Origin of the sequence: Streptomyces sp. NPDC013157 (assembly GCF_042899865.1) — a bacterium.
In the GTDB taxonomy this organism is placed as follows: Bacteria; Actinomycetota; Actinomycetes; order Streptomycetales; family Streptomycetaceae; genus Streptomyces.
The window spans coordinates 1-13,342 of sequence record NZ_JBIBAK010000038.1 but is presented as its reverse complement, the minus strand read 5'-3'; the positions used below and the strand labels follow the sequence as shown (position 1 = coordinate 13,342).

5 protein-coding genes are annotated in these 13,342 nt (G+C 64.4%); 2 read left to right on the top strand and 3 right to left on the bottom strand.

Translation table 11 applies throughout. From position 1 onward, the window contains the following. Positions 1–348: 348 nt before the first annotated feature. Together ACFY6U_RS52025 and ACFY6U_RS52020 are read left to right on the top strand one after the other, a co-directional pair. Positions 349–627, top strand: coding sequence for a hypothetical protein (locus ACFY6U_RS52025; RefSeq protein ID WP_390050173.1), 279 nt, complete (start codon positions 349–351; stop codon positions 625–627). Positions 628–1,023: 396 nt separating this feature from the next. After that, entirely contained in the window at positions 1,024–3,930 is a 2,907-nt protein-coding gene (locus tag ACFY6U_RS52020; protein WP_390050172.1) for an NACHT domain-containing protein, read from the top strand. On the opposite strand, the gene ACFY6U_RS52015 is transcribed toward ACFY6U_RS52020, so the two are convergent. From ACFY6U_RS52015 to ACFY6U_RS52005, 3 genes are all read right to left on the bottom strand, one after another. Then, positions 3,914–6,913 (bottom strand): DUF499 domain-containing protein, encoded by a 3,000-nt coding sequence (locus ACFY6U_RS52015; RefSeq protein WP_390050171.1) that lies wholly within the window; start codon positions 6,911–6,913, stop codon positions 3,914–3,916. The two genes, ACFY6U_RS52020 and ACFY6U_RS52015, sit on opposite strands and share 17 nt — an antisense overlap. Positions 6,914–6,995: 82 nt before the next feature. Then, the gene (locus ACFY6U_RS52010) at positions 6,996–9,755 is read right to left on the bottom strand and encodes a DUF1156 domain-containing protein (protein WP_390050169.1); all 2,760 of its coding nucleotides are present in this window, start codon (positions 9,753–9,755) and stop codon (positions 6,996–6,998) included. Then, positions 9,752–13,006 carry a helicase-related protein gene (locus ACFY6U_RS52005; RefSeq protein WP_390050167.1) on the bottom strand — a complete coding sequence of 1,085 codons (3,255 nt, stop codon included), beginning with the start codon at positions 13,004–13,006 and terminating at the stop codon, positions 9,752–9,754. The genes ACFY6U_RS52010 and ACFY6U_RS52005 overlap by 4 nt, the downstream gene beginning before the upstream one ends. Between the last annotated feature and the right edge of the window lie 336 nt (positions 13,007–13,342).

Sequence of the window (13,342 nt, the reverse complement as noted above, 5' to 3'; positions counted from 1 at the left end):
ACTTCGAACACCTCCCCCAACGGCACGGGAGCCTCGTGCGTTGCGGGCATCGACTCCGTCACCCGTTCAGTGGCCCCGCTGAAAGACCTCACTGAGAGAGATCTCCGCAGGGAACTGGGTTCGGCCCTCCCACCGGAGGACCGAACCCAGCGTGCGTGTCTGGCATCGTGGCCACACCGCGTGAGATCCAACACCCAGCGCGAACACATACGCCGTCGAGGCTCACCGCTGCCAAAGCACTGAGCCCGGATCAGGCCCATCGCGCTTCTGGCACTCCATCGGTGATCCGCGGCGGCGCGAACACAGGCGGCATTCCCTACCTGCGCCAGCGTGCGGATACTGGCGGCCATGACTTCGTCTCCGCAGGAAGAGATCAAGAACGCTGCACAAGCCATCTCGGACATGCATACCGCAACGGTTCCCAGCGAGCATGCCCGTGCCGCCGGCCACGCTGCGGCCAACCTCTGCTCGGGCGCCGGACACCGACTCTTGTACGCGCCGACGGAGCTGCAGCAGCTGATCACAGAGGCCATCGAGATCGGTTACGCGACGGCCCTGCAAGACGTACGCGACGGCGACTTCGACGGAGCCATCCGGGAATGGCGGCCGGGGCTGTCCGAGGAGTAAACCGCTGCACGAAGGCCAGAACGAGAACCCCTCCGTGGTTGCAGTTCTGCTTGCATTCACCGGTGTACAGCACCGTTCAGAAGCTCCGCCCGCACCCTCTAAACCGCAGGTCAGGAAGTTCCCGTACACCCCAGAACCCCCGGACGAACATTTGGAAAGCGTGTTGGGGGCGATCCCTCACGAGGGCCTCGACCGGCCGGTCGAGGCTAGGTCCCATCCAGCCGCTCCCGCGTGGGATGCTGCTGCAGCTTCGCGTTCGCAGGACCCGATCGGTAGCTCGTCTACGGCTCCACGGACCGACCAAGGCCCACAAGCGCGCCAGGTGACTGGGCGGGCTGTCAATCAGAGTCCAACGATCCACGCTGCAAGGGGTGTTGTGTAGGCGAGGATAGTCCCGTGGACTATGACCTCAACCGACTAGGCGAGCGAGAATTCGAACACCTGACCCAAGCCTTGGCTATCAAGGTACTCGGTCCGGGTGTCGAAGCCTTTGGCGATGGCGCCGATGGCGGCAGGGAGGCCACGTTCGAGGGAAAAGTCGACTTCCCCGATCCCGACCCGGACGGGCTGTGGGAAGGGTACGGCGTCATTCAGGCCAAGTTCCGCTACCGCCCCACAGACACCGGGAGCAACACAACATGGCTGAAGGGCCACCTCAAAGATGAGTTCGAGAAGTGGCTCGATCCCAACTCAGGACGCGGGCGCCGACCCGACTACTTCCTAGCCGTAAGCAATGTTGTGCTCTCGCCCTATCCGGGAAGCGGTGGAATCGACTCGGTCAACGCCCTGATTGAGGAATACGCTCCTCAACTCGGTCTGAAGGGCTACCGCGTATGGCACTACGACCAGCTGTGCCGATTGCTGGACGGTGCGCCCGAAGTCGCGCGCAGATACTACGGGTTGATTACGCCGGGTGATGTGCTGGCCCGTCTCCACGATTACATACGTGGCGTTGATGATGGCGTCCAGGACTCCCTGTCGTCGCATGTCGCGAAGGAACTGCTGGCTGAACAGTGGGTACGCCTCGGGCAGGCCGGCGACAGCGACGACCAGCGTCTGCGCCTCGATAGGGTTGCCATCGACCTCCCCGCCCGCCTTGACCGTGAAGGGACGAAGGTCCACACCGCGGCCTATGTGATCGCCCGTGGGAACCGGATCCTGCGACCAAGTCTCCGCGCTCAAGACGACACATCCTCGCCAGACGCCACGAGTCCATCCGACCGGCTGGTCCTCCTCGGAGGCCCAGGGCAAGGGAAAACCACCCTGGCCCAGCTGATCTGCCAGATCTACCGTGTTGCGTTGCTGGCGGATCTTCCCGATCAGTCACTCCCAGCTGAAGTTCGCTCCTTCTGCGCCGAGTTCACCGGTGCGTTTCTCGGCTCAGCAGGTCTTGAACTGCCTGTCGCACGCCGCTGGCCCTTCCACGTCCGGTTGGATCAGTATGCGGACAGATTCGCTGCCGACCCCAACATGACGATCCTTCGCTACATCGCCAGGAAAGTCAGCCAACGGGCACCCGCCACCGTAACGGAGCAGCAGCTCCTCGGCTGGCTGGGCCAATGGCCCTGGCTGCTGGTACTCGACGGATTGGACGAGGTGGCTGATCAGCAGCTCCGGGAAGAACTGCTGCGCCATATCAAGGACTTCCAGGTCGACGCAGCTCGGCGCGATGCCGATCTCCTGACCATCGCGACAACACGGCCTCAGGGCTACGGAGACGAATTCGATCCGTACCAGTACGAATACCTGAGTCTGTGCCCTCTTGAGGAAGATCAAGCCGTCAAGTACGCCGAGCGGCTGGCTGGCGCGCGGCACGCCTCCGATCCCGACAAGCAGGAGCAGGTCCTGGGCAGGATTCGGAAGGCGGCGAGGGAGCAGCGGACGTCACGGCTGATGCGCTCGCCGTTGCAGATCTCCATCATGTCGCTGCTTCTAGAGCGGCGGCCCACGGCACCGCAGCACCGTTACGACCTGTTCAGGGGCTACTACGAGACGCTGTTCGCCCGAGAAGTAGCAAAGGCCACCGGGTCCGCAATACTGCTCGAACATCACAAGACTCACGTCGATGCCCTTCAGGAGGCAGTCGGTCTTGTGCTGCAGGTGCGTTCGGAGCAGAGGGGTGACGCCGAGGCTGCGCTGTCCGACAAGGAACTGCGGCAGCTCGCAACGCGCATCCTGCGGCAGGAAGAGTACGACGCCGACCAGGCGGACATCCTCTCGGGAAAACTGGTGTCCCTGGCGACGCAGCGACTGGTTCTGCTGACACCGATGCCAGCGGGCGGTATCGGCTTTGAGATCCGCAGCCTTCAGGAATTCATGGCAGCAAGGGCACTGGTATCCGCGTCCGACATAGAGGTCATCGCGAACCTGGTGACTCTGGTTCCGTCAGCGCACTGGAGGAACACCTGGCTGCTCGCCGCAGGCCGGATCTTCTTGGAACGCGCTCACCTGCGAGGGGATGTGCTGTCCCAGATGCGCTCCGCCGACGTGAGCGATGCCCTAAGCAGGGCTATCACTCCGGCCGCGCATCTTGCCGTTGACCTACTGGAGGAACAGATCGCGGAGACCTCCCCGCGTTATCAGACGCTCCTCGTGCAGCACGCCGTTGAGTTGCTACGGAAGACGCCCGGGCGGCACCTTGTCCCGCTCGCTGACGTACTGGCGAGCGTCATGGCTCAGAATCCGACGGCATCCGACGTGGTGGAAGCGGAGATATCCGACGCAGTGGCATCAGCGGGCACCGCCACGCTCAGCGTTCTCATCGTCTGTGCCACGTGGGCAACCGGCACCGGCACTCTAGCTGGAAAAGCCAAGTCCTGGCTGAGGCAAGGCGTCGCGAACCTGCGGACCGCCGGCCGAGAACGACAGCAAGCCGTTGCCGGTCTGCCGGTAAACTTCCGGCTGTCCGCCTTCCGGGAATACGAGCCGCATGAACAGAGCAGCGAGCCGGTGGCGCTGAGTGCCGTGTTGGATCCGCTGCTGAGCGAGAAAGACCTCGATCAGCGTGAAAGGCAGCTTACGCGTAAGGCGGTCGAGGCCCTGGCAGAAGCCGGCATTTGGCGTCAGGAGACGGACGGTGGTCGCGTCATCAAGGTGGACCACCGTCACCTTCCGGATCTTTCTTTGCTGGACGGGCCTTTTGAAGATCAACAGGTGATGAAAACGCTCATCGGCGTTGTGGACGCCCTAGGACTCGAGCACTGGCCTATCGCGAGTCTACTGCGTCGGGTCCTAGGGCTCTGGTTGGAACGCCGACCCGTGGGTCAACGAATCTCTATGCCTATCATCAGCGATCACGGATAGACACAGCGATGCCAAGGCTCTGCGCCAATTCCCTGACCTCACTGGCCTGTTCGGACGGCATGGTGACCTGGAGAGTGGAGGACAGATACGAGATCACACCGCGGTCCAGGAGATCGAAGAGCTTTCGGAACAGCTGCGCCAACTTGTCGGCCGAGTCCGGCTCGCTGATGAGGTTCTTCATCACGGTGAAGGCAACCTGCTGCTCCACAGCCGTGGGACCATCGGTGGAGGCACCGGGCCTGGCTCGCACGCCGCCCGCAGAACCAGTAGCCGAAGCCGAACCTGAATTACCTGACTCGTTGCTTCCCGGTGCTCGCCCCGAAGCACCGGTCTCCTCCTGCTCGCCTCTGTCCTCTGATTCCTGTGCTTTGGTTGGAGCGGGCGCGGGTTTGGCGAGCCGGTAGGTCGGGGCGTTGAAGTTGATCCCGGTGAGGGCATCAACGACGACGGGCTCTCCGCCCTGCCGTACGATCCGGAGTTCCCCGTCGCGCACCGCCTGGTATATGGCCTGCCGCAACGCTTCCGTCCCGTCACCGGGGAGCAGTCCCAGCCGCGGTGTATCCCAGAACGAGTCCCGTATCTCCGCCAGGGGGCGGCGGTCATAGTCGCTGTCGCGCAGGTTGTGCAGGAGGGCGGTGCCGGTGAACTCACCTGGCCGGAACGCCTTCTGGGCGACGGCCAGCGCCTCCCACACCGCGCCTCCGTCAAGGGTGCCCTGCTCCAGATTGCGCTGGACGACCTCGCGCTCCACGGTGGGATCCGGCTGGGCCAGATAGATCACGTGCTGGAAGGCCCTGCGAACGCTGTCCTTGAGCCGGCGGAGCTCGTCGTCTCGCCTCGCCGTGGCCTCCAGGGCGATGTCCTCATCCGCTTCGGCTTCCGGTCCCTCCAGCACCCGCTCGATCGCCAGATACTCGACCGCTGCTCTGCGGGCCTGCGTACGGCCGCGGGCCGAAGCTACGGTGAAGACGGCAGATGATGCCCACGCCACCGGAATCCGGTCTGGTCCGAGTCCGAGCACGGCTTGCACCGCTTCGAGGGTGGCCTTCTGTGTGCCGTTGCCCACGGTGTACATCGCCGGGTCAAGCGCGATCAGCCGAGTCGTGCGTGCCTCGTCGATCTCGGCCTCGACCAGCAGAGCACGGTGGCTGTGACTGGTGTCGGCGTGTATGAAACGGGTCTTGGCGAATGGCCCCGTCGTCAGCATTTCCTTGGCGTACTTGGCGACGGCCTCGTCCCGGTCCTCATCGGTCACCGAGTTACGCATGGCCCGCAGCAGCATGGGCAGGCGCTGCCGTGTCGAAAGGTAGTAGCGCCGTGGCTGGCCGCCCCTGCCCTCGAAGATCTCGACCGTGGCAAGGCCAGCGTCGTCGACGTTGGTGAGGGCCCGTACGACGGCATCCGCCTCCGCGTAGTCATAGCCGGGGTCGGGCACGACCGTGGCCGCCTTGGCCTCGGGGTCGGACGCGCCTCGACGCGAGCCACCGCGTGTTCCGACGATGGACGCCAGGTAGATGAACGTGGCGGCACGTTCGGCGGCACGGGGGTTGCTCTGCGCCCAGGGCGCACCGACGCGGCTCACATCGAGCCGGCGCGCGGCACCACCGTTGTCTTCCAGGTCGACGATGTCACTCTGCGCGATCGAGCGGTAGTTTCCCTGTGTCTTGGTATCGGATATCAGGCCGGAGCCGATGACCGCATCGCGCACCATACCGTCCGACAGCGGCAGATCTCCCGGTCCTATGAGCGACGGCACCCATTCGCCGCGCTTCGCGCGTTCGGTCAGTGCGTACACCGTGGCGGCGAAGATCGTGATCGTTGACCTCACCTGTTGGAAGCCAGCGAGATTCGCCCACTCCCGCTCAGCAAGGTCCATCAGCTGGGGATGGAAGGGGTACGAACGCACGACGGCGTCCGGGAATCGGCTCGTCCACGGACCGCTGAGGGCTCCGAAGACCCTCGTCTTCCAGTTGCCCTGTTCCATGACCGGCCGGAACGCCTCGGCCGCTTGCTGAGCGGCCCGGCCGACGGCCGTGTCCGCGGAATTGGCGAAGAGCCGACGGCGCAGGATGGCCGTGAAGTCGGCGTTCTCGTTCACCGGTTTCGTCTGGCCGTTACGCTGCAGATACGCCTGCAGGTCCTGACGCCGTGCCTCGCCATCTCCCTGGAGCGTGGTCGGGTCCTTCTCCGAGTTGATCATCACGACCAGCATGGACACGTGCGGTACGGTACTCACCGTTTCCGTCAACGCCCTGAGAAATGCCATGTCCTGCGCGATGAGCTGCTTGTCTCCGCAGCCCTCCAGGCCGTCGCCCACATAGTTGAGAACTTCGTCAATGACGATGAGCACGGGGCGATCCAGCGATGCTATGGCCTCACCGATCTTGGCCTTGCTGGAAAAATGTGACCGATAACTGTCGTAACGGGGCTCTTGGTCCTCCAGCCCATCGAACAGCCGCCACAGGAACCGCTCATAGAGATTGTGGGCCCACGGACCGTCCTGCTCAGCGTCCGTCGCGCTAGGGACCATGTTGTCGCACGACAGCACGACCACGTGCGGCTTGTTGAGGTCTCGTGGCAGCTCCTGGCCCAGCGCGGCCTTAGCCTGTTCGAAGACCTCACGCCCGATGTCCTCCTGGGCCAGTGCCTCGGGGTCCTTCGCCAGATGCCAGGCACCTATGCAGGCGTGCGACTTGCCGCCGCCCATTCCCTGGTCGAGCCGGGTCAGGGCGGGCGCGGACGCGTACTTCGTGGCCCCTGCCAACCGGATCGCGATCTGGGTGAGCAACTCCACCAGTTGGGAGGTGGGGTGCGTAACTTGGCCGTAGGTGGCTGCGCTCGCATAGTGCGGCCTACTCGTGCCCTGGCCGTACGCCACTCGGTACAGCGAGACCTGAATGTCGCTGGCCACCCCCGAGGCATCAGTGATCTCTTCCCGCAGCCTCAGCGTTTCCCACCACGGTGTCGGCGCGGTCGCGGACACGGTTCCCCCTCGGTGCCGTTTAGTTGCACTGTTCTTGATCAGTACCGAGAGATTCAACCACGGTCCACCCCTGAACTCCCCTCTAGAACAAGCGACTTTGCATGTCCTCCCGCTGCGTGTGGCGAGATTCGGCCGTCCTGGTCTCGTGCGCCGAGTGAGTGGCCGACTCGATCGGGCGACGCACCCTGACAAGAGCCGTCCACGCAAGGGCATCAGGGTCTGCTTCGGGCAGCTTCTCAATCAGGAACGTGATGGTCGCCCAGAGCTGCTCGTCGTCACCCTCACGACCTGCAGCCACCAGCACCTCCGCGACGTCGTCGGCGCCCCCCTTCCACGCCTTCGCCATGGCCAACGCAATGTCGATCACCGCGGACTTGTCATCGATGACCGGGCTGACCTGACTGGACAGAACGAAACGGCAGCCCTTCTTGTCCTGCTTCACCAATGTCTTCAACTCGGCAAGAGAGAGTCCGGACCTCAGTCCTTGCCAGCGCAGTTCGGATTTGGCCACCTGACGCCGCTGGTGGAGGTCGATCCACCACAACGCGAACTTCGTACGCTCATCGAAAAGTTCGAGCGGCACGGAATCGATGCGGTTCAGGGTTACTTCCTGAACCGCCTTCTGCGCGGTCGCGAGCAGAGTGAGCAACTCGACCGGTTTTCCAGTGTTGTCGCTGATGCTCTCGTACTGTCCGGCGATCTCCATCGCAGGCCCCACCGCTGCCATCATCATGTCGTCGCGGGCAAGGTCGGAACTCTCCCACAGGCGCATGCGGTCCCTGATGGCCTCCTTGATCCTGCTCTCCACGGCCATAAGGTTTCCACGGCCACGATCAGGTTTCGCTGGCCTGCATGCCATTGTGACGGTCGTAACGATGTTCAGCGCACCCGCGCCGGCGCCTCCCGCCTCGGTCTTGGCTGGCCAGGAGGCGGTGATGACGAGTCCGGCCTCGTGGAGGGCGTGCAGCATGCGCTCCCACACCTCGACGTCGCCGTGGCCGAACACGATGGTGACAACGCCGTCCTCGGCAACCACTCGGCGCATCTCCCGGTAGGCACGGCAGATCATGGTGTCGTAGTGCTCCAGGGTCCGATGGTCGCCCGCTTGGCTGCCACCACGCTTGACTACGATCTCCTCATCCTTCTCCTGGACGCCGTCCGGATGCATTGTCATGGCAAGGGAGGAGTCCGCGGTGATCATGGCGCGTTTGGCCCAGACGTAAAACAGGTCGCTGGAGTCGCTGTAGTTGATCATGTCGTCGTACGGGGGATCCGTGATGACGGCACTGAACGACCTGTCTCGGTGAGGGAGCATGATCGCGCTCCCGCGATGGATCTCCGCAGAGCGGGCTGGCCCCCGCTTCCTTACGTTGTGAAGTGCGGACACTGTCTTTTTGGCGAGGGAGGCCCAGGACCCCGGGCCCTCAGAGAGACCACTCTCGAACCAGTCGTAGGAGTGGAGGATCGCAGCCTGTGCGACGAAGATGTCCCCGACTTTCACGCTGCTGCCAATTTGCAGGCGTGCACCGCGGGACGACGTACGCGTCTTGCGCATCGTCGCTGCGGTTGCGTAACCGCTGAGCGCCCGTACATACGCAGGCGAAAGACCCGCCTTGAGACAGTCCTCGGCCAGCTCGTTCACCGCACGCGCGAGACGGATCAGCCCCAGGGACTGACGTGCCGGCAACAGATCACCGTAGGTCTTGTCCCCATAGTTGACCGACTGGATGATCCATGTGTTCCCTGCGGGTATCCGCTCATCCGGCCGTGCGCTCAGCGGCCCGAACGGCGGCTCCTTCGTCAGTGCCTGCTCGGCCCGCTCCACGGCCTCGTGTTCCTGCTCCGTGGGTTCACGGAACGCCTTGGTGCCATCCTCCGTGATGTCCGCCGCTACCAGGAGGACATCACGTCGCAAGCCTTCGGCGCTGAGCCGGGTGTGGACCGCCTTCGAATGGACGTGTTCGCAGAAGGGACAGACGGCCACTCTCCCTGCCGAGGCGTACTTGCTCCTGCCCGTGAAGACCCGGGTCGGCGTGCCCTTGGGCTCGCCTTCGTGCACAACGGCGCGGAAATCACCAGTACGCGGATCGGCGTCGATAAAGAAGCTCTGTCCCGGGTCCTCCGGGCGCGTCCTGGTCGCACTTCGGGGAAGGCGCAGGCGCAGTTCACCGACCAGCGGAAAGCGACGGCCGCACTCCTGGCACGGCAGCGTCGAGGCCCACAGGTAACCCCACGGGTAGCCGCCCGAGTGCTTCGGATAGAAGTCGGCCATGCTTTCGATGAACCGGCGGCCGACCTCGTTCAGGAACGTCTCGACATCCCGCTCCAGCCGACCTCCGTCTTGATCCTGTCCACCACCGCGGAAGGGCAGCGGCGGCTCATCGGTCCAGTTCTGGAAGGGAATGTCTGCCAGCAGCGACCCACCGAGAACAGCGAACGGTGAGTAGTCGATGCCTTCCGCGTGCACCCCCAGCCTGCCAGCCTCCAACGGGATCATGGCTCGTCCGGAAAACGGGTCGAGCACTCTGGCCCCTTCGGGATGGGTTGCCTGCAGAGCCGCTCGAATTGTGGATACAGCACCGCCCATCATGTTCGCTGCCCGCACCCTGGCGGGGGTGTTGGCGGTGAGTACCTCTCTGACCGCATCCTGAAGTTTTCGCTGCTCAGCCTTGTCCTCCGGCCACGGCAACAGGCTGGTCAGAACGGCAGCCTTGGCCTGGGCGGTCGGCCGCTTGGCGAACCACACCCAGAGGCTCGCTTCCGTGTTCCCGCTTCCCCACCCGACCATCGACGCGTCGCTCACCTCAGCACAGGGGAACCAGCGTTCGATCATGCGGGTCATAGTGTCTCCTGGTCGGGAAAGGAGCCGTCAGCGACGGACGTCTTCTTGCGGGCGGATCGCAGTATGTCGCCGGACAGCCGGACGACCGCTTCACGATGAAGACCGGCGGCGAAGACGTCAAACGGATCCCGGAAGGATGCGAACAGTTGCCCAACGCCATCGTGGCAGGACTCGACCACGTAGAGCACATAGTCGGAGCGGTACTGGGCCGACATCAGCAACTCGCCTCCGTGCAGCCGTATGTCCTCATCGTCGACGCTTCGCCAGACACCCTTGACCGCCACCATCCGGCGTTCCTGCCCTCGTAGGGCACACAACTGGAAGCCACGGCTTTCGGCCCGTACGTCATCCACCGTCCATCCGTCCCCCTCCAGCAGCCTGCGCACGTGGTCGGCTGCGACAGCCTCCGCCTGACGGCGATGAGGTGAGCCTCTGTTCTGCCCGGGTAGCACCTGAAGCCGAGCGATGAGTCGTGGCGGCTCCGCTTCCACCTGGCAGAGCTCTTCCAGTTGCGCAAGTCTGCGCTCAGATGCGGCCGTAAGCCGGTCACGCAGAGCGAGTCGTTCACCGCGGTCCGGGATGTCGAGGGTCACGTCGACCGGCAGGTTGGTGAGGTCCCGTTTGGCTGCGGCGTACCAGTCTCTGCGTGTCCGTTTCTGCTCGGCAACTGCTTGAGCGAGAAGACGTCGTGCCTCGCTCTCCGCGACTTCGGCAACGAGAGGGTCGGGATGTCCGGCAGCACGGTCGGTGGCCGCCAAGCCGGCCAGGATCTCCCAGCGGACGGTGCAGGTCTCACCATTGGGGTCCGCACGTATCAAGGTGAACCAGGGGGAACGGACCGGCGAGGCGGCCGAGTACACAGTTGACGCGAAGACCATGAGTTCGTACGGACTCGTTGCCGCGGCGTCCTCGACGGCCCCGCCTCGGTACACATCCGGAACCAGCATCTGTTCACAGTGGGCGACCAGTTCCGCGAGGGCTAGGGTTCCGGGGCCCAGCGATACAGGCTGTGGTCCCCCTGCCTGCCCCTCGTCATCCAAGACCTCGTGCGGGGCCGCGCCGCCGATCGACACCAGAGCTTGCCGAGACCCGCCCAGTGTTCGGGGCAGCGAGTCAGCTGCCTCGATGAGCATGACGTCCTCTCCGGCGGCGGTGTGGCTTGCCCGCAGGACCCCCGCCTGTGCCAGCTGACGTATGTAGGCTTCCACGACTACCGGATGGATCCCCTCCAGCGACTGTTGCTGCAGGCGGGCCAGTCCGGCCGCCACATCAACTGCGGAGGCGAGTTCCGCCTCCTGACCGCGTACGGCTTCGGCCCGGCTTTTCAGCTCCGCGGCGCTCACACGGCGCACGGCGGCCAGGACTTCTGCCTGCTTCAGTTCGTCGTCGCCGTACAACGTCCGCAGCCAGTCTTCGTAGGGGACCGCCGAGAGTTCGGCCACAAGAGACAGGCTGTCGAACATCTGCCCGTCCAGTTCATTGGCTGCCGTGACGAACCTTTCCAGCAGCGTGTGCAGCGTATCTCCCTCACGCGTGTCGGCCGCAACCAGGTTGTACAGTTCGACATCACGTTCCTGGCCGACTCGGTGAATTCGGCCCATTCGTTGTTCCAGCCGCACGAGCGACCAGGGAATATCGAAATTCACCAGGACATGGGCGACTTGCAGGTCGATCCCCTCATTGCCCGCGTCGGTGGAGACGATGACCTGAAAGTCCCCCGCCATGAACGCCGCACGGACCTTGTCCCGTTCCGCGTGTGACTGGCGACCGCTGTACATGCGGGCTGGGTAACCGTCGTCGGTGAGCCGTTGTGCGATCCACTCGGCGGAGTCAGCGTATTCGGTGAACACAACCGCTTGTTGGCGGCCACCAGGAACAATCCCGTTCGTCACCAGACACTGATCCACCAACACACGCCATTTCGACGGCACATACTCCGGGTCCCGCAGCGTCTCGGTTATCTGGTCGAGCAGTTGGCTGATCGCGGATCGCTCGGACCGGGGAGAACGGGAGTCTGCGTGGACGACACGGGCCTCCTCCTGCAGGGCCTGGTCCTCCCCCTCAGGGTCGGCGTCCGCCGCCGCCTGGGCCTGCGACTTGGCGCCCATACTGGCCGATCTCCGTTTCAGTGTCTCCGCCAGTGCGTAAAGGCTGGACGCGGCCCGCTTGCCGTAAACCATCCGTGCCAGTGGGCGAGCCGTGGTGGGGAAGAACCGGTCGACGAGCTGCAGGGCCTGCGTGTAAGCGGCGAGTTCGGCCGACCCCAGCGGCACCCTATGATTGGTGGCGTGACGCCGTTTGAACAGGCGTGTGACACCGTCGTAGTCGACCAGGTCCTCCTTCATGCGCCGCAGGAAGTGGGTACTGCCAGGCCGTAGGGGAGTAAGCGGCCGCTTAGGGTCATCTCCCGGGTCCGGATAGACCTCGGGGTCCACCATGTGCAGCAGATGGCGGAACAGCCACTCCGAGCCGCGGTGGGGGGTGGCCGTCATGAGAAGGGCCCGTGGGCTTGTGTCAGTCAGCAGTCGTCCCACCCGGTGGAATGACTGTGCCGTGGCCGTAAGCCGATGGGCCTCGTCGAAGACGACAAGATCCCACCCTGCGAGGTCGGGACGGATCGCATCCTGTACGGCGGCATTCACCGCCGCGAGTTCCAAGGAGACAATCCACAAGTCGTGCCCCAACTCCAATGCGCCTTCCCGCACCGTGGCGGCCGTGACCCTGCGAAGCCCACCACCGAAGAACCGCTCGAAGTCCGCCTGCCATTTGGAGACCAGACCCGCAGGTACGACAACCAGAGCACGCCGGATCAGTCCGATGCGCTGCATCTCGCGCATGTACAGACCCGCCATCACCGTCTTCCCCGTCCCTGGTTCGTCCGCCAGCAGAAAACGCAGCCAGGGCTGAGGAAGCATCGCCCCGTACACGGCGTTGATCTGGTGGGCGTACGGCCGTAACGGGGAGGACGACAACAGGCTCGCCGACGCGTCCGCTGCGGCGGCGGTCATCCAGCAGGTCCACATGCCAGCCAGGGCGCCGGCGGAAGCACCCCCACCGTCGCGGGCGAGAACCTCGACACGGCCCACTTCGTCCGCCGTGAGCACGACTTTCGTGAAGGTGTTCTGTCCGTCCGGCGCCACATAGAGGATCCAGCCGCCGGCGGTGTCAGGGCGGGCGAAGTCGACGGTCAGCCAGCCGCTCGGCCCGTGTGGCAGCCGTACCCGCCAGCCAGGCTGAAACGACCCCGACATACTCGCCTCCCCCGATGTCCAGTGTCCTCCCTGCTTTGACACCCTATGGCTCTTTCGCAACTGGCCGCTCCCCGCTGGAGCTTGCTCCAGACCGGCCACTACGCAGCTAGGGGGCTAACCACCTTTCTTGGGCACCACAGCGTTGGCAAACTCTTGCCCTGGGACAGCGGCCGACGCTCATCGGGTTGGGGTCACGACTATGGAGTGAGGGTGAGGCGTGGCCGAGGTCCCGTACAGGCTGGGTCACGTCCGCTGGAGTGGTGTATCGACGGCCACTCGGTGATCTCGTTTTGAGGCTATGCGGTGAGTTCGGTGGGCAGGACGGTGTCGTCGGCT